Genomic DNA, 18,090 nt, shown 5'->3' with positions numbered 1-18,090 from the left:
TTAGCGGATATCCGCGCCGATCCACTTTTCGGAGATAGTCTTGTAGGTGCCGTCTGCCATCATGTCGTCCAGAGCCTTCTGCATGGCAGCGGCAAGTTCCGGATTGTTCTTGCGCACCGCAATGCCGATGTCGTAGCGCGGCAGCTGGTCATCCTTGACCTGCTTGATCGGCGCGTTGCTCTTGGAAATGGCAACCAGAACCGGCACGTCGTCGGCGACAACTGCATCGATACGGCCCGAACCGAGGTCAAGCAGCATTTCCGGCAGGCCCTTATAGGTGCGCACGTCGTATTTGCCTTGCTCGCGGACCCACTTTTCAGACGTTTCGCCAAGCGTCACGCCGATGGTCTTGCCTTCAAATTCCTTGAGCGAGGTGGCAGCGTCGTCCTTGCGGACGAACAGCGCCAGACCCGAACGGTAGTAAGGGCCGACAAAGGCAATGGCCTTCTTGCGTTCTTCGGTGATGCCCATCGAGCCGACGATGGTGTCGTAGCGGCCGGTGACCAGACCGGCGATGATGCCATCCCATGCGGTGGTGACGATTTCCGGCTCGACCTTCAGGCGGTGCGCGATTTCAGAGCCGACATCGACGTCGAAGCCGACGACCTTGTTGGATTCATCCACAAAGCTGAAGGGAGGGAAAACGCCGGACAGGGCAATGGTCATCTTGCCGGCCTTCTGGATCTTATCCAGATCGTCGGCCTTCGCCGCGGTCATGGAAAAGCTGAGGCCGAGCGCCAGAAGCGCTGTCGAGAGAAATTTCGCGGTATTCATGTAGGTCAGTTCCCCAGTGATAGCCCCGGATATCGGGGCCGTGAAATCGCCGTTTGCATGCGCTTGTTTTCGTGACCTTGTGACCGGTCCAAGCAAAATTTGGCCCGGGATTGTCCGTGTGTTTCCATCGCGTTCGACGTCTGGAAACCACCTGGGCAATCCCCTCGGCGAAAATCAATATCTGCAATCAGATTGACAAAAAAGAACATAAAGTGATTATTTTTATAAATTACTGCCGATATAGGTAGTCGTACTTACTAAAAAGAAAGAGGGAACATGGACGAACTCGACAAGAGATTGATCACGGAATTGCGTATCAATGGCCGCGCATCGGTGCCTCAGCTGGCGGAGCTTCTTGGGGTGGCGCGTGCAACGGCCCAGAAGCGTCTCGACCGCATGGTGGCCAATGGCGACATCAAGGGTTTCACGGTCCGCGTGCGCGACGATATCGGCAAGGACCAGATCAGGGCTTTCATGCTGATCGAGATGTCAGGCTCATCGCTCAAATCGACGATCAGTGCGATCAAGCGTGTGCCGGGTCTGACAGGTGTGTTCAACACCAATGGCATGTGGGATGTGATTGCCGAACTGGAAGTGGCGACGATGTCGGAACTCAACGAGGTGATCTCGACGATACGTTCGCTTCAGGGCGTCAGCAAAAGCGAGACCAACATCATGCTTGGCCCCGCCTGAACCTGCCCGCTCATTCGCTTTCTGCCAGATCGGCGACCTGATCGGCATAGACCAAATAGCGAAGCGGTCCGGGTGTGACTGCGTCGAACGGGTAGCAGGTCGCCAGTACGAGATGCTTTCCCGTCGCCTGCGGGTCGATCGGCGCTTCGTCCCAGCGGGCTACGGCCATATGGGTCGTATGATAGGTGACAACCTTTCCGTCGCGGCGCGTGATGCGGATCAGGTCGTTCGGCTCGACATTTTTCAGGAAGGCGAAATGGGTGTCGCGATGCGCGGCATAGACTGCGGTGCCCTGATTTCCAGCCTCGGGCGTATTGTCGAGATGTCCCGGGCCGAAAGCAAGCGCCTGACCGCTCGCGCCCTTGAGCGCAATTGTTGCAGTTTCCAGTCGCGGAACTTCGATCCGCGCCACCGGCCATGTATCAGCCCAGCTCCATGGCTTGACCGGAACGCCGGTCGCGACACTCTGTGTAAAGGCGCGTTCCAGCAAGATCTGCGCGGCAAAGGCCTTGGCGTGGATCCATATGCCCTGACCGGCGAGGACCAGACCGCCTGCAATCAGAAGGCAGGCGAGGAGTGTGGAGAGGGAGCGCGCAAGCGCGCCCCCTTTGAGGATGGACTGATGATTACTCATGGCTGCCTGCCTTTTCACGACGCGTGAACCAGAAGAGAAGTGCACCGACCAGCACAGCCAGCAATCCCTGAAGCATCAGAAGGGTTGCAGGTGTCGCCGTTTGCGGCAGCGGAAGGTTCGGAGAAACCGGCGACGGAGCAGCCTGCGGCTCGGCCTGACGGTTGACGCTGCTCCACTCGGCGGTTTCGCTTTCGGTTGACTGTCCGGCATTCGCATCACGGGTTGCGCCGATACCGAGCAAGGTGCGGTAGTCCCAGCCAGCAGGCAGATGCAGCGGAATATCGGCCTGGGTCAGCGGTATATTGGCAGCGCGAGAAGGGGTTACATCCACAGCAACGAGACTGGTCAGGCGCGTCACCAGATGATGATCGAGCGCCAGCCGCAGGATGCGGGCGTCAGCAGCGTCCTGGCTGATCGAACCGAGCGTAGCTTCAACCTCTGCATCGTCAATCTTGCGGCGCGCCCAGATCTTGGAAATGCCTTCCGCGTTGCTGGCCTGATCGAGCGGCAGTGTCACGGTCCAAGGATGGTCGCCGATCATGCCGTTGATGGTCACTTCGCCGGTTGCCTTGCCCATGCGGGCAGCAATGACAAGCGGTTCGCCGCGATAAAGGTCGGGCAGCAATGTCGGCGTGAGACTGACATTCTTTTCGGAGAAAGTGGCCCGGATATCGGTGACGGCGGGATTTTCCAGCTTGTCGAACAGGGCGCGCATGCGTTCGTCGACTTCCGCTGTCGAACCGATATGGGTGAAGCTGCCGCGACCAAGTTCGGCGGCGCGGTTCATCAGATAGCTGTTCGGGGCTGAACCGATGCCAACCATGAAGATGCGCGAGCGTCCACGCCGGGCGGCAATTGTATCGAGAAGCTGTTGTTCGTTGCTCACTTCGCCATCGGTCAGAAACACGATCTGGCGTAAGCCCTTGCTCTGGTGGCTGTCATCGAGGGCGGCGTGCAGCGGCGGCAGCATTTCCGTGCCGCCGGAGGCTTCCAGCTGGCCGACAAAGCTGCGCGCGGCGGTGACGTTCTCGCCGGTTGCGGCAACGCTGTCCGGGAAGAACTTGGTCAAAGTGTCATCGAAGCGGATGACATTGAAATGGTCGTTCGGTTCCAGTCGCGACAGGGCATAGTCGAGGCTGGCTTTGGCCTGCGCCATGGAGGTGCCGCCCATCGAACCCGAATTGTCGATCACGAAGACAATCTCGCGACCGGTCTTTTTGGACGAAGCCAGAACCGGCGGTGTGACATAGGCAAGCACATAGTCATCCTTGCCGACCTGCTCACGAAACAGACCGACGGTTGGCGTATTGCTTGCCGCAGCGCCCCATTCGAGCACGAAGTCGCGGTCGGCAATGGCATCGCCCTGCAAGGTGATCTGGCGCGCCTCGCCATTCAGCCTATCGATCTTGACGGGGTGATAGAGGCTCTTCAGATCATCGACCGGGAAACCGGCATCCAGCTTGATTGCAAGCGTAACCGGATTGGTTCGTGTGCTGTCCGGGCCAGTCAGTGATGTATGGATCGGCGCGTTATCGGTGGTCTGCGCCGTGCTGGTGGTGGACTGTCCCCAGCCACCATTCAGTTCTGCGCGCTGGTCGATGGCGGCCTTGTCCTGCGGATTGTAGCGCGGCGCAACGACCAGTGGCACGCGCAGCGAAAAGCGGTTATCGGCCAGACGAACGGCCTGCTGATATTCGATCTGCACGACGACCTTTTCATGCGGGCCGATATTGGCAACCGCATTTGTGAAGACGTTGGGCCGCTGCTGCTCAACCAATGCGGCCTTTTTGCCTTCGCTGCGGGCCTGCTCGTAAATGGCGCGTGCGGCCTGTTTTTCCTTGATGTCGGCCACGACAACGCGATTGCCAATGATCATTTTCAACGAATAAACCGCGCTATCTTCAGGCAGTGGAAACACATAGAGCGCCTCAACCCAACCGTCGGTTGGATTTTCAAAGGCCTGGGTAAGACGCGCCCGTGCTGTTGGGCCGCTGACAGTGATGTCCACATCGGTGGCAAGCCGGGGGGCCTCGACATATTGCCCGGCCTGTTCAGTCTGCATCAGCAGGCTGCCCGATTCCATCTCGTTGGGCGTCACGAAAGCGGTTGTTTCCGCGCGGGCCTGCAAGGGGTGAAACAAGGCGAAGATCACGGCCAGCACGGGGAGCAGGATCGCGTTCCCGAACCATAGAAGCTGGCAGAAGCGGACGAGAAAATTTCGCCGATCCCTTTGATGTGAAACAGTGATTGCGGTGTGCATGACAAGCTCCCTTCCTCTGTGGAGTAACTGGAGCGATTGTCTGCAAGGCGCTGTTTCCTCGCCAGCGTCAGCTTTGACCTCTTTCGTCCGCATCTTGCCGCAAACCGTCTTGCCGCTGGCGGACATGTGTGGAATTGTGAAAGAAAGTACGCAATCAGGAAAACAGCGCATGGTCCACGGGGACCCCTATCTGTCGGAAAATCAAAGCAGTAGCGTTGCGGCGCGGGTTCGCGAGGAAATCGCACGGCGGCGTATTTCGCGCCAGCGACTCGCGGATGATGCGCGGATCAGCCTTTCAACGCTGGAAAAAGCGCTGTCGGGGCATCGTCCTTTCACGCTTGCCACCATCATCCGGCTTGAACAGGCAATGGGCGTAGCTCTGCGTGAGGCGGGCACAGCACAGGCACAGAAGGCTGGCGACACCATCGAGCGCGCGGTCGCAAGCGGCTACGGAAGTGGCCACGCGCCCGAGGAACTGGGGGCCTATTCGCGACCTGCTGTCTCGTGGCTGGAGGGAACCTATCTGACCCTGCGTCCATCCTTCGGCGATCCCGATGCGATCTTCGCCTATTGCACGGAAATCGTCTGGGACGATGAGGGCACGCGACTGCGGTTTCGCGAGCGCGAACGCACCGACGCGTCTTTCTCGCAGCACGGCTCAATATCCGTTCCGCATTTGTCAGGACACATCTATCTCGTCACCAATACATCCGGGCAATATCGGATGGTGGTATTGTCGCGACCCAGTATTACGGGCGAGATGTTCGGCCTGCTGACCACGTTACGCGCAGGGCAGGGCGCGCAGCTGACGCCGGTTTCGACGCCGCTGGTGCTTTTGCCGCTATCGACCTTTACGGAGCCGACTTTCGGACGTGTCGTCAGAGGTGGCGATCATTACAGTGCTTATTCGGCCATATTGGGCAAAGTGCTGGGTGATAATTACGCTGCCTTTGTCAGCCAAAGCTGACAACACTCTATTCGCTTGAACGCCTCCCCGTCTTGTGCCAGCATTCAGTCGGAGGAGGATGGTCATGGTGTCGACACTGTCGCACATCAAGGAGATTGAGCGCGTCGCCATGGGCGGGGCCTCGGATCGCGATCGCCCTGTTATTCAATCCTGGCTGCGCTGCCTCAATGATTATCGGCTTAATCCTGCCCAGACGCAGGAAGCCTATATTGTGCCCGACACATTACTGCGGGAGCATCGCGAGCAGTCGGAAGAACTCATCCGCATCGGGCGCACCGGTCTTGAAGCGCTTTTCAGGCAAGTCGCCGATCAAAGCTATGTCCTGCTGCTGTCGGATGCGCGCGGTGTCACCGTGGAATTCATGGGCGACCCCACATTCGACAATCAGCTGCGCAAGGCGGGCCTCTATCTCGGATCGGAATGGTCGGAAGATCGCGCGGGAACCTGCGCCGTCGGGGCCTGCATGGTTTCCGGCAAGCCTGTCATCATCCATCAGGACGATCACTTCGACGCCTGTCATATCGGTTTGACCTGCACGGCAGCGCCCATCTTCGATACGTTCGGCGATCTGTCGGCGGTGCTCGATATTTCGCAACTGCGCTCACCGACCGCGAAAGCCAGCCAGCAGCTAGCGCTGCATCTGGTGGCTTCGACTGCGCGGCGGATCGAGCTTGCCAATCTGATGACGAGGGCCCGCGAGGATTGGGTTCTTCGTCTGGCGCGACTGCCGGATTTTCTCGATGTCGATCCCGATGCCGCAATGACGATTGATGGCAACGGCATGATCACCGGTATGACGCATGGCGGTTTCGGTGCAGTCGCACGTGGCATGAATCTCAGTACGGTCTCAACGAGGGACTTCATCGGGAAACCCATTTCCAGCGTCTTCGATATCGATATTGATCAGCTTCCGGCCCTGATGCGCGGACGCCCCAATGGTGAGCGTCTGCTCCGCGCGCGCAACGGTCTGGCGCTGTTTGCAAGCGCCATTGCGCCTATTAGCAGTTTCCGCGCGCCAGCGGCCAGCATCTCCGTGCGATTGCCTGCGGCCTTGCGCCAGTTGAGTTTTGGCGACCCGGCCATGGAAGCACTACAGGCCCGTGCGGCCAAACTGGCGGACCGGCATATCCCCATTCTTATCAAGGGTGAAACCGGCAGCGGCAAGGAATATCTGGCGCGCGCTATTCACGACAGCAACGCCAAACCCGGCCCCTTCATCGCTGTCAATTGCGCGGCAATACCGGAACAGTTGATCGAATCCGAATTGTTCGGTTATGTGCCCGGCGCTTTTACCGGTGCCATGCAGAAGGGAAAAACGGGGCTTATCGAGGCGGCCAATGGCGGTACACTGTTTCTGGATGAAATCGGCGACATGCCGCTTGCGCTCCAAAGCCGGTTGCTTCGGGTTCTGTCCGAGAGCGAAATCCAGCCTGTTGGCGCTTTGAAACCGAAGCCGGTCAAGTTCCGGCTTTTGTCGGCATCGCATCGCGATCTGGCCGCGCTCGCTGCCGAAGGGCGTTTTCGCGAAGATTTGCTCTATAGGCTCAATGCCGCGACGCTGTCCCTGCCGTCGCTGCGACAGAGGCAGGATTTCGACAATCTGGTCGATCATCTTCTGCACCGTATCGGGGAAGAAGAAGGGGAGACGATCACGCTTGATCGCGCCGCGAGAAAAGCGCTGGCGGGCTATGGTTGGCCGGGAAATTTGCGCGAACTCGACAATACGTTGCGTGTTGCAGCCGCAATTGCAACAGATGCAACAGTCACCATTGACTGTTTGCCTGAACATTTCCAGGCCGAAGCGGCGGCGGGAAATGGCCGCACGGACCAACAAACCTTGCGCCGCGAGCTTGACGCATGCGGCAACAATATTTCCGCGCTGGCGCGAAAACTCGGCGTTAATCGGTCGACGATCCATCGCCGTTTGAAGCAGACACATTGACGGTGCAACAGTTGCAACAGCTGTTGCATAAACCCTGTTGCATCGGTTCCTTTCACAAATTTATCTCTAAATAAAATAACGACGAAACAATGGCTTAGGACATAAGCCGCAACTGGCACGCGGCTTGCTATTTCCTCCTTTGACGCAACTGGAGGAGAAATATATGCGTGCGTTGCGCTTTTATGCTGCCAAGGATCTGCGCGTTGAAGACGTGCCGGCGCCGGTCGATCTTGGCACGGATCAGGTTCTGATTGAAAACCGCTTTTGCGGCATCTGCGGGACCGATCTGCACGAATATGCCTATGGTCCGATTTTCATTCCGACTGAACCGCATCCCTTCACCAAGGCGAGTGGTCCTCAGATTCTGGGCCATGAATTTGGCGGCGTGGTCAAAGCGGTGGGGGCTGATGTTCGTCACGTGAAAGTTGGCGACCGCGTGTCGGTGCAGCCATTGATCATGCCGAGGGCAGGCGACTATTTTGCTGATCGCGGGCTTTATCACTTGAGCTCCAGTTTGGCGCTTGCTGGCCTTTCATGGCATTCGGGCGGCACGGCTCAACAGGCCTTGCTCAACAGCTATAATGTACAGCCAATCCCCGACGACCTCAGCGATGAAGAAGCGGCGCTGATCGAACCGACAGCAGTTGCGGTCTATGCCTGTGACCGTGGCGGCGTGACGGCTGGCAACAGCGTGCTTGTCACTGGCGCTGGTCCCATCGGCATTCTGGTGGCGATGGCAGCGCGGGCTGCGGGCGCGTCGCAGATATTCCTGTCGGATCTCAACGAGACACGGCTGCAACTCGCACGCGAAAAACTGGGCGACATTCGCACCATCAATCCGAAGTCGGAAAATGTCGGCGATGTGGTCCGGACTGAAACGGAAGGCAATGTCGGCTGTGATGTGGCCATCGAATGCGTCGGCAATGAACATGCCTTGAAGAACTGTACTGATGCTGTTCGCAAACAGGGCGTTGTGGTGCAGACGGGCCTTCACCCACATGAAAACCCGCTCAACTGGTTCGATGTCACGTTCAAGGATATCGATATTCGCGGCTCCTGGGCCTACCCCACCCATTACTGGCCGCGCGTCGCAAGGCTGATTGCGAGCGGCCAAATCCCGGCGAAAAAGATCGTTACCAAGACAATCGCGTTGGAGGACGCTGTTGCCGAAGGTTTCGACCGCCTGCTCGACCCGGCGGGTACTCAGCTCAAAATTCTGATCGATCTGAACAGATAACGCATTTCACTGCCGGGCTTGGGAGAGCCCGGCGTCAACATCTATGGGAGGAAATTGCAATGCTTGAGAAAACACCAAACGTCCGTGTGCAGGCCTTTCTCGACAAGTTCGGCGCAGCACTCGAAGCGGGCCGGATCGACGAAGCGGTTTCGATGTTTGCCGATGATTGTTACTGGCGCGATCTGGTCGCCTTCACCTGGAACATCAAGACTGTGGAGGGTCATGATCAGGTGCGCGACATGCTGCAATCGCAATTGCAACTTGTGAAGCCGACCAAATGGCTCGTCGCAGCGGGGGAAACGGCGACAGAAGCCGATGGCGTCACCGAAAGCTGGATCTCTTTTGAAACCGAAGTCGCACGTGGTTACGGTCTCATTCGGCTGAAGGGCGGCAAGATATGGACCCTTCTCACCGTCATGTCGGAGCTGAAGGGTCACGAGGAAAAGTCCGGCTTTACCCGCCCGCTAGGCGCAAAGCACGGTCAGGATCTTGGCGCCAAGACATGGAAAGAAGAGCGCGAAGAGGAAGCCCGCACGCTTGGCTATGACAAGCAGCCCTATGTGCTGGTGATCGGCGGCGGGCAGGGCGGTATTGCGCTCGGCGCACGCCTGCGTCAGCTTGGCGTGCCAACGATCATCGTCGAGCGCAATGAACGTCCGGGTGATTCATGGCGCAAGCGCTACAAGTCGCTCTGCCTGCACGATCCGGTCTGGTATGATCATCTGCCCTATATCGACTTCCCGAAAAACTGGCCGGTCTTTGCGCCGAAGGACAAGATTGGCGACTGGCTGGAATTCTATACCAAGGTGATGGAGCTGAATTATTGGACACGCTCCACGGTCAAATCTGCGCAGTGGAACGAGGACAAGAAGGAATGGTCAGTCGTCGTGGACCGCGACGGCGAGGAAGTCATCCTGCGTCCAAAGCAGCTTGTTTTCGCAACCGGCATGTCGGGCAAGGCGAATATTCCGAACGTCAAGGGACAGGATCGCTTCAAGGGCGAACAGCAGCATTCGTCCCGTCATCCGGGGCCGGACGGTTACAAGGGCAAGAAGGTCGTTGTCATCGGGTCGAACAATTCGGCGCATGATATTTGCGCAGCGCTTTGCGAAGCGGGGGTTGATGTGACGATGGTACAGCGCTCATCGACCCATATTGTCCGCTCGGAACCGCTGATGAAGCACGGGCTTGGCGCGCTTTATTCGGAAGAGGCTTTGCAAAACGGTGTTACCACCGCCAAGGCCGATCTGATTTTCGCGTCGCTGCCCTATCGCATCATGCATGAGTTCCAGAAGCCCATCTATGACAAAATCCGCGAGATCGATGCCGACTTCTATGCCGCGCTTGAAAAGGCCGGCTTCCAGCTGGATTTCGGCTCTGACGGTTCGGGCCTGTTCCTCAAATATCTGCGGCGCGGCTCCGGCTATTATATCGATATCGGCGCTTCGCAGCTCATCATCGACGGTAAGATCAAGCTTGCTTCAGGTCAGATCGATGAGATCACCGAAAATTCGGTTCGGCTTGCCAATGGGACCGAGCTGCCTGCCGATCTGATCGTCTATGCGACGGGCTATGGTTCGATGAATGGCTGGGTTGCGGATATCATCGATCAGGAGACAGCGGACAAGGTTGGTAAGGTCTGGGGTCTCGGATCAGAAACGCCCAAGGACCCGGGTCCTTGGGAAGGCGAACAGCGCAATATGTGGAAGCCGACGCAGCAGGAGGCGCTGTGGTTCCATGGCGGCAACCTGCACCAGTCGCGGCACTATTCGCAATATCTGTCGCTGCAACTGAAAGCCCGCATGGAGGGCATTGATACGCCGGTCTATGAATTGCAAGCAGTGCATCACCTGCGTTGAAGCACATCGCAAATTACCTGCCCGGTCGGTTGATCGGGCGGGGTTTTGTTCAAACACTGATGGTCCTGTTTGCGGTTGCGCGGATTGCTGCGCTCAGCGCGCGCAGCGCAGTTTTTGCCTGCTGGTCGTGAACACTGGTGTAGAGCAGCACATCACGCGATGGCAGTGGGGGCAGACCCGCCTGCGGCCCGATATCGATGGTTCCTGCTGGCGCAACCCGACGGCCCAACGCCGCGACGGCCAGACCGGCTGAAGCGGCTGCGCCGACCGTCATGACGCCGCCGCCAACGAAGGCTTCCGTCCACGGAATATGCGCTGCGTCCAGCGCATCTGTCGCCATGCTACGCACATTGCAGGGCGCAGCCTGTGTCGCCAGACGCAAGGGCTCACCTTTGCGATATTCAAAATCGGGCGTGGCCATCCACCCGAAGGTTTCTTCCAGTATTTTCTCGCCATCGCGCCGGATGTTGTCGTGGTGCAGGACAATGGCCGCGTCGAGAAGACCGCGTTCGAAATCTGCGAGCGTATCCCTTGAGGTCGCTATTCGCATTTCCAGCACAAGGCCGGGCTCGGCGCTGCCTAGACGCTTCAGCAGCAAGGGCAGCTCTGCACCGACGATATGATGACTGATGCCGACGACCAAACGGCGAGGATCGAGGTCGAAACAGGCGATGGCCTCTTCATGCGCTGCCACCAGTGCGCGGGCACGCGGCAAGAACGCGTCACCATCGGCGGACAGGCGAACCAGCCTTGGCGTGCGCTCCAGAAGCTTGCGCCCGATGCCGTCTTCCAGACGCTTGATTTTGAGGCTCACCGCGGCTTGCGTTGTGTTGAGCGCCTCCGCCGCGCGGGTGAAGCTGCGAAGCTCGGCGGTTAGAACGAAGGCGCGAGCGGCCTCGATGTCGAGTCCCTTCATGGGCATACCATTTCAATCTGTTATCATTGAAACATCCAATGATATTCTATTAAAATGTTTGATCGATGGCTACCTTTCTTTGCAGGATGCACGACATGCAAGGACAAGGGTCATGATTATTGCCAATTACGGCCACCGGCTGCCATCAAACTACGATATCAATTTGATCCGGGAGCGGGCGCGCGAGCGCGGGAAACTATGGGATTCCACGCCGAGGCTGCTTTTCAAGGCTTTTCTCTTGCGTGAAAGCGGGGTGCTGGGTGCGACGGCCAATCACTATTCCTCGCTCTATCTTTGGCAGGACGATGCAGGCTTTCGCGATTTTCTCATATCGGGCGCTTACAAGACCGTAACGGACAGCTTTGGCCGCGCGGATATTGCGACAGCCTTCGCACTTGATGCCCGCAAAGGCGCGGCACGGGAAGCGCGCTTCCTTCAAAAAGAAGAGATTGCAGTGCCGGTCGACAGCGAGCTTACCGAGGTGATCGCCGCGGAGATTGAGCGCAATCGTCTGTTGGCCGGGCAGGCGGCAACTGTGGCCTCAGCCGTGGGGCTGGACCCGCTCAACTGGAAACTGACGCGTGTGCTGGTCTCGTCGGAACGGCCAGAACCGACCGGGCAAGGCACTGCCTTCGAAATTCTGCATTTTGCCCATCCGCTTCTGGAGACACTGCCGGGAGCTGACCTGTGATGAAGAGGCAGAACGGTGATGCGGATGGACTGTCCGTAACGCAGATATTGCTCGCCCATTGCGCGGCCATTCTTGCGACCGCCCTTCTGGTGCTGGCCTTGGCCTTGGCGCTCGTTCCTATAGGCACAGCCTTGATGCCTGTGTGATCCGAACCAGAAGCCGCTTACATGCACAAAAAATGGCCGGAGCTTGCGCCCCGGCCATTTTCGTGTGGTCTCTCTGTCTGCCTAATTAAGCGGCAAGAGCTTCATCTTCCGAGGTCGGAACTTCGGAAATGGTCTTCAGCACCTGAGAGGCGATCTGGTATGGGCAGCCCTGCGAGTTCGGGCGGCGATCTTCAAGATAGCCCTTATAGCCGTTCTTGACGAAGGAATGCGGAACGCGGATCGAAGCGCCACGATCCGCAACGCCGTAGGAGAACTTGTTCAGCGGAGCCGTTTCGTGCTTGCCGGTCAGGCGCAGATGGTTGTCCGGGCCGTAGACGTCGATGTGGTCCTGCAGGTTCTTGTCGAACTGCGCCATCAGCGCTTCGAAATAGTCCTTGCCGCCAACTTCACGCATGAACTTGGTCGAGAAGTTGCAATGCATGCCCGAGCCGTTCCAGTCGGTGTCGCCCAGCGGCTTGCAATGGAATTCGATGTCGATTTCATACTGTTCGCAAAGGCGAAGCAGAAGGTAGCGCGCCATCCAGATCTGATCGGCAGCGTTCTTCGAACCCTTGCCGAAAATCTGGAATTCCCACTGGCCCTTGGCCACTTCGGCATTGATGCCTTCGTGGTTGATGCCAGCGGCGAGGCACAGGTCGAGATGTTCTTCAACAATCTTGCGGGCAACCGGGCCGATATTGCTGGAGCCGACGCCACAGTAATATGGACCCTGCGGGGCAGGGAAACCGTGCTCAGGAAAGCCGAGCGGGCGGCCATTCTGGTAGAGGAAATATTCCTGTTCGAAGCCAAACCATGCATCGTCGTCTTCGAGAACGGTTGCGCGGCTGTTCGATGCATGCGGCGTGACGCCATCCGGCATCATGACTTCGCACATTACAAGAACGCCATTCGTGCGGGCCGGATCAGGATAGATGGCGACTGGCTTCAGCACGCAATCGGAGCTGCGGCCTTCGGCCTGCATCGTCGACGAACCGTCGAAGCCCCAAAGCGGCAGTTGCTCGAGCGTCGGGAACGCATCGAATTCCTTGACCTGTGTCTTGCCACGCAGGTTCGGTGTCGGAGTGTAACCGTCTAGCCAAATGTACTCGAGCTTATACTTTGTCATCGCCTAGTCTCTTTTATGATGGGTATTGAACCAACACAGTAGGGGCAGCCACCATCAATATGCTCTTCCCTGCTTCTGCCTATTTAAAAGCAAGTGTCATGCCAGTTTCACAAAACATGTGTTTTTCGGCGGCTGAAGTTTTATAACCTACTGAAAAGTAACAATTTATATTTTCCAGAGTTTCTCGACTTATCAGTTGCGGGCAAAAAACTGGCAGGAAAATGCATAAGGCTTTAATGCTCAAGAGGTGGTGGTGCTCATAAAATAGGCATTCGGCTAAATAATCGCCATGTCGTGCTAGTGCTTTAAACGCAACAAAGGGCGAAGCCGAAGCTCCGCCCTTTGTTGCATCTATTGAGTGCGGCTTTCGCCGTTATGCTTATTAGTTCTGATAAGACGACGGGGAAGCGTCGCCGAAGCGGTGAGCCGAGCCGTCATGGAAAACCTTGCCAGACTGCTGGATGGCAGCAGGTGCGGTGTAATCGACGCTCTGCGTGGCAACCGGGGTGCGATCATTTGCATAAAGATCGGCAGGTTCGCCAACGGTTGGGTTTTCAGCAAAGGCAGCACCGGCGCTCAGGGCAAGGGCGGCAACAGCAAGAACAATCTTATTCATTTTCCTATCTCCTTCAGGTGCATTCCCGGCAATGGTTGGGAGTAACTCGCCTCATGGAATGCTGTTTTAAACTCAGGAGCGGCGTTTGTTTCGTCGTTCCGTTGCTTATGAGATAGGCCTAATGATGAGCCGCGCAAAGCCCGCATATGGTTCACATATTGTATTCAATATGGTGAACAATAGGGGGAATTATGCCGTTCTTCGTTCTGATGCCGATAAAAAATCCGATCTGGATTGACAATCCAGATCGGAAAAAGAGGTTGAACCAATCCGCGCAGGACGAGACGTGTCAGAGCGTATTCTTGTGAATGCGCCCGTCCTTCATGATGACCGCCATGGTTTCGGCTGGCTTTTCCAATGCGTGAATGTCTTCAAGCGGGTTGGTGTTCAAAACCAGAATATCGGCGAGTGCGTCCTTCTCGATGACGCCGAGCTTGCCCGGATAGGGGTTGCGCAGGTTAGAAAGGGTGAGGAGTTCCGCATTGCCGGAGGTGGCCATGCGCAGCGCCTCGGCATTCGAATACCACTGGCTGAGATGTGTAAGCATGAAACTCTGCCGTGGCGCCAGCTGGGGTGAAAACAAGATGTCCGATCCCCAGGCGGTTTTGACCCCGTGTTTGCGAATGAGCTCATACATATGCGGCGTCGCGGCAAACAGCTGCTCTGCTCTTTCGGCCGAGGGGCCGCTCAACGTCCCGGTATCCGCCGCGCTCATGAATGGCTGTGTGCTCAGCCAGACATTCTTGTCGACGAACATCTTTGCGGTTTCATCGTCCATCAAATGCGCATGTTCGATGCAGCCCACGCCAACATTCAGCGAGCGTTGCACCGTGTGCGGCGCATAGGCATGCACGGTCATATAGGTATTCCAGTCGCGCGCCACGTCATTGGCGGCGCGTATCTCGTTTTCGTCGAAAGTGGACATATCGAGCGGGCTGCGCGGTGATGAAACACCGCCACCGCCGACCAGCTTGACCTGAGACGCGCCCTGCATCAATTGCTCGCGCACGCGCATCTTGAGGCTGCCCGCATCGTCCACGATAGCCGCGCCGCCGATTTTCTCGCCGAGGCTGAGTTCATTTCCGCTGCGTGGAACTTCAAAAGGCATTCTCAGATCGCCATGTCCGCCCGTCGTGGTGATCATCGCGCCGGATGGATAAATACGCGGCCCCGGAATAATGCCGTTATCGATAGCCTGTTTGAATGTGAACACCGGCCCGCCCATGTCGCGAACGGTGGTAAAGCCGCGTTCAAGCGTGCGAGCGGCCTCCGCCGTTGATGAGGCGAATATGCCTGCCGGATCGCCGGTCAGCAGGACATTCAAGGGAACGGCTGCATAAAGAGTATGCCAGTGCGCATCGATCAGGCCGGGCATGAGAACGCGACCGCCGCAATCCACCACCTTCGCGTCGGCGGGCGGTGCGCTGTTTGTCGTATCCACGGCGATGATCTTGTTGCCCTCGACCAGAATCTGAACGTCGTCGCGCAGGCTGTCAGACTTGCCGTCAAACAGTTTGACCTGTCGGAACAAGGTCTTGGTTGTCGCGCCTGTCGTCTGGGCATAGAGCGTCTTCGGGGTGGCGGCGGCGATTGCGGTGGCTCCAAGGCCTGCCAGGAACGATCGGCGTGAAAAGCTGTCCAGTCGGCGGGAAGCTTGTTGCAAAGCGGGGCTGAAACAAGAGCAACCGGAGCCATGGACGAAGGATTGATATTTTTGTCCCAGCCGAAACATAACAGTTCCTCCCTTGTTACCGGGTTGGTAATTTAAGATAGCATTGAATACTATTCAGGTGCGTTCAACTTGGCTTTGTTCCAGGTGATGCTTTCGGATTTTCGGATAGATCGCCGGGCGGTTCGTCCGAGAGAAGCGGTTTGTCGTTTGACATCAGCGTGGCGATCCACGCCATTGATGGCGTGGCAGCGCAAAAGACGATCACGGCGATCAGGATCGGGACGCCGATGAAGGCGCCCGCAATGCCCCACATGAAGCTCCAGAAAAAGACCGCAAATATAACCGCGAATGGCGAGATCGAGAGCGTTGCTCCGGCCAGCCTCGGTTCGAGATAGCTGCCGATCACAAACTGGATGACATTGAGGCTGAGAAACACCACGATGGCAAATTGCCAGGAGTCGAACTGCACAATGGCGAACAGTGTCGGCAATGTCGTCGCAAAGAGCGGACCGAGCACGGGGATATAGTTGAAGGAAAAGGCGATTGCGCCCCAAGCGGTCGCCAGTTCCAGCCCGGCGCCAAGCGCAAAAAGCCAGACAATCAGGCCGGTAAGCACGCTGGCAAACGTGCGCACCAGCATATAGCGCCGCAGTTTCGCGCCAATGATGCGGTCGCAAAGCAGGATGGTCTTGCCATAGGGCTGGGCATGGGGCGAAGTGAGGCGCTTGTTGAAGTCGTCCACTTCCAGCAGACCCAGCATCAGGAAGATGAAGACGAGAAGCAGGAAGCCGGCAAAACTGTTCAGCCGTCCCGCCATGCCCTGCATGAAGCGGACTGCCCAAAGAACGTCGAAGCGGTCGGCTAGCGGCCCGACGAGCGCAATGCCATGTTCCTCCAGCCAGTCAGTCCAGCCGAGATAAATGCTCTGCAAACGGTCAGCATTGACGAAGAACCACTGTCCGAGTTTGCTGACGCCCCAAACCAGCGACGATCCAACGGCGATCATCACGGCCATGGACACCACGAGGGTTATCAGCAAAGCGAGGCCGCGCGGCATATAGCGTTGCAGGATGGACTGGCATGGCCAGACCATGGCGATGATGAACAGCGCAAAGACGAGCGGCGCGAACACCGACTGCGCCACATACATCAAGGCAAGCACAAGTATGGCCGGTACGACGACACCGAATGTCCGTGTGCTTTCCGTCATGCGACAAGCACCTCGCCAAGGGTTGGCGCGGTGCTGACGCAAATCCGGTCAGTTAGACGGAGACCTGCCATGACTGGAACTCAGTAGTCGACGGCGTCGCGAATGATCGGGCAGGTCATGCAATGGCCGCCGCCGCGTCCGCGTCCAAGTTCTGCGCCGGTGATGGTGATGACCTCAATGCCTTCCTTGCGCAGCAGCGTGTTGGCATAGGTGTTGCGATCATAGGCGAAGACGACGCCGGGGGAAGCGCAGACCAGATTTGCGCCGCTATCCCATTGGGTGCGCTCCCGCATGTAATCATTGCCGCCGGTTTCAACGATGCGCATTTTCTTCAGGCCCAATGCATCGCGAACGGTGTCGACAAAACTGCCCTTGTCCTTGTGCAGTTCGACACCGCCATTGCCATCCGGGCGATAGGAAAAGGCGTCGATCCCGTCGACAATATCCGGATAGATCAGCACGCAATCGCGATCGGCGAAGGTGAAGACCGTATCGAGATGCATTGCGGCGCGCAGTTTCGGCATAGCCGCGACGATGACACGTTCCGCTCCGCCCTTGGCAAACAGGGCTTGTGCGACCTGGCTGATCGCCTGCCGGGAGGTGCGCTCGCTCATGCCGATCAGCACATTGCCCTTGCCGATGGGCATGACATCGCCGCCTTCCAGCGTGGCCAGGCCCCAATCCTTGGTCGGGTCGCCCCACCAGACATTGACCTTGCCTACGAAGTCGGGATGGAACTTGTAGATCGAGGATGTCAGGATTGTCTCTTCATGGCGGGCTGGCCAGTAGAGCGAATTGAGCGTCACGCCGCCATAAATCCAGCAGGTGGTGTCGCGTGTGTAGAGCGTGTTAGGCAGCGGCGGCAGCAGATATTCATTGGCCCCGGCGGCATCCCGGATCAGCGCAAGCTGCTCGCCGCCAATCGCCTCGGGAAACTCGGTCGTCGACAGGCCGCCGATCAGTGTTTCCGCCAGTTCGCGATTGGACAGACCTTCGAGATAGGAGCGCACTTCATCAATCAGGCCAAGCCCGATCTGGTTCGGTACGATCTGATGGTCGAGAATCCATTTCTTGGCTTCGGGCACGGCCAGCGTTTCGGCGAGCAGATTGTGCATTTCCAGCACTTCGATGCCGCGATCACGCATTTTGGTCATGAAGTCGAAATGGTCGCGCTTGGCATTGTCGACCCACATGACATCATCGAACAGCAGGTCGTCGCAATTGCTGGGCGTCAGGCGCTGGTGCGCACGCCCCGGCGCACAGACAAGCACCTTGCGCAGTTGACCGACTTCAGAATGTACACCAAGCGGAGTGTCGTTTGTCATGGTGCTTGAACCTCCCTACGCG

Annotated in this window: 16 protein-coding genes; 7 read left to right on the top strand and 9 right to left on the bottom strand. The window is 57.7% G+C overall.

Annotated features, from left to right (window positions below; genetic code table 11):
- On the bottom strand, positions 1-774 hold the full coding sequence (locus tag FHW03_RS14595; RefSeq protein WP_182521283.1) for an ABC transporter substrate-binding protein: 774 nt from the start codon (positions 772-774) through the stop codon (positions 1-3).
- 276 nt (positions 775-1,050) lie between these two features.
- Between FHW03_RS14595 and FHW03_RS14590 the strand changes: the two genes are divergently transcribed.
- Complete coding sequence (locus FHW03_RS14590) at positions 1,051-1,467, top strand: Lrp/AsnC family transcriptional regulator (protein WP_182521282.1); 417 nt, start codon at positions 1,051-1,053, stop codon at positions 1,465-1,467.
- A 10-nt stretch (positions 1,468-1,477) separates the two neighbouring features.
- On the opposite strand, the gene FHW03_RS14585 is transcribed toward FHW03_RS14590, so the two are convergent.
- Positions 1,478-2,101: a class GN sortase gene (locus tag FHW03_RS14585; RefSeq protein WP_182521281.1), complete on the bottom strand. Its 624-nt coding sequence runs from the start codon at positions 2,099-2,101 to the stop codon at positions 1,478-1,480.
- Positions 2,094-4,361, bottom strand: a complete 2,268-nt coding sequence (locus tag FHW03_RS14580) for a marine proteobacterial sortase target protein (RefSeq protein WP_182521280.1) — start codon at positions 4,359-4,361, stop codon at positions 2,094-2,096. Before FHW03_RS14580 ends, FHW03_RS14585 begins: the two co-directional genes overlap by 8 nt.
- A gap of 169 nt (positions 4,362-4,530) precedes the next feature.
- Between FHW03_RS14580 and FHW03_RS14575 the strand changes: the two genes are divergently transcribed.
- The 4 genes from FHW03_RS14575 to FHW03_RS14560 all read left to right on the top strand — a co-directional run bounded on the left by FHW03_RS14575 (position 4,531) and on the right by FHW03_RS14560 (position 10,366).
- Complete coding sequence (locus FHW03_RS14575; RefSeq protein WP_182521279.1) at positions 4,531-5,328, top strand: helix-turn-helix transcriptional regulator; 798 nt, start codon at positions 4,531-4,533, stop codon at positions 5,326-5,328.
- Positions 5,329-5,392: 64 nt separating this feature from the next.
- A complete protein-coding gene (locus tag FHW03_RS14570; RefSeq protein WP_182521278.1) occupies positions 5,393-7,270 on the top strand; it encodes a sigma-54-dependent Fis family transcriptional regulator in 1,878 nt (625 codons plus the stop codon).
- A gap of 163 nt (positions 7,271-7,433) precedes the next feature.
- Positions 7,434-8,507, top strand: a complete 1,074-nt coding sequence (locus tag FHW03_RS14565) for a 2,3-butanediol dehydrogenase (protein ID WP_182521277.1) — start codon at positions 7,434-7,436, stop codon at positions 8,505-8,507.
- Between the two features lie 59 nt (positions 8,508-8,566).
- A complete protein-coding gene (locus FHW03_RS14560; RefSeq protein WP_182521276.1) occupies positions 8,567-10,366 on the top strand; it encodes an NAD(P)/FAD-dependent oxidoreductase in 1,800 nt (599 codons plus the stop codon).
- 49 nt (positions 10,367-10,415) lie between these two features.
- Here FHW03_RS14560 and FHW03_RS14555 read toward each other — a convergent pair whose 3' ends face one another.
- Positions 10,416-11,282 (bottom strand): LysR family transcriptional regulator, encoded by an 867-nt coding sequence (locus tag FHW03_RS14555; protein WP_182521275.1) that lies wholly within the window; start codon positions 11,280-11,282, stop codon positions 10,416-10,418.
- Between the two features lie 112 nt (positions 11,283-11,394).
- Between FHW03_RS14555 and FHW03_RS14550 the strand changes: the two genes are divergently transcribed.
- A complete protein-coding gene (locus FHW03_RS14550; RefSeq protein ID WP_182521274.1) occupies positions 11,395-11,973 on the top strand; it encodes a DUF4865 family protein in 579 nt (192 codons plus the stop codon).
- Positions 11,973-12,119 carry a hypothetical protein gene (locus FHW03_RS14545; protein WP_182521273.1) on the top strand — a complete coding sequence of 49 codons (147 nt, stop codon included), beginning with the start codon at positions 11,973-11,975 and terminating at the stop codon, positions 12,117-12,119. Before FHW03_RS14550 ends, FHW03_RS14545 begins: the two co-directional genes overlap by 1 nt.
- Before the next feature lie 85 nt (positions 12,120-12,204).
- Here the strand turns inward: FHW03_RS14545 and FHW03_RS14540 are convergent, their stop codons facing one another.
- From FHW03_RS14540 to arcA, 5 genes are all read right to left on the bottom strand, one after another.
- Positions 12,205-13,245, bottom strand: coding sequence for a glutamine synthetase beta-grasp domain-containing protein (locus tag FHW03_RS14540; protein ID WP_182521272.1), 1,041 nt, complete (start codon positions 13,243-13,245; stop codon positions 12,205-12,207).
- Positions 13,246-13,627: 382 nt separating this feature from the next.
- Complete coding sequence (locus tag FHW03_RS14535; RefSeq protein WP_182521271.1) at positions 13,628-13,861, bottom strand: hypothetical protein; 234 nt, start codon at positions 13,859-13,861, stop codon at positions 13,628-13,630.
- Positions 13,862-14,150: 289 nt separating this feature from the next.
- On the bottom strand, positions 14,151-15,593 hold the full coding sequence (locus FHW03_RS14530; protein WP_182521270.1) for an amidohydrolase family protein: 1,443 nt from the start codon (positions 15,591-15,593) through the stop codon (positions 14,151-14,153).
- Positions 15,594-15,657: 64 nt separating this feature from the next.
- Complete coding sequence (locus FHW03_RS14525) at positions 15,658-16,743, bottom strand: AI-2E family transporter (RefSeq protein ID WP_182521269.1); 1,086 nt, start codon at positions 16,741-16,743, stop codon at positions 15,658-15,660.
- An 80-nt stretch (positions 16,744-16,823) separates the two neighbouring features.
- On the bottom strand, positions 16,824-18,068 hold the full coding sequence (arcA, locus tag FHW03_RS14520) for an arginine deiminase (RefSeq protein ID WP_182521268.1): 1,245 nt from the start codon (positions 18,066-18,068) through the stop codon (positions 16,824-16,826).
- Positions 18,069-18,090: the final 22 nt, after the last annotated feature.

The sequence above is a fragment of the Ochrobactrum sp. RH2CCR150 genome, from assembly GCA_014138095.1.
Lineage (GTDB): Bacteria > Pseudomonadota > Alphaproteobacteria > Rhizobiales > Rhizobiaceae > Brucella > Brucella gambitense.
The sequence above is the reverse complement of the archived record's forward strand: the minus strand, read 5'-3'. Positions and strand labels throughout refer to the sequence as shown.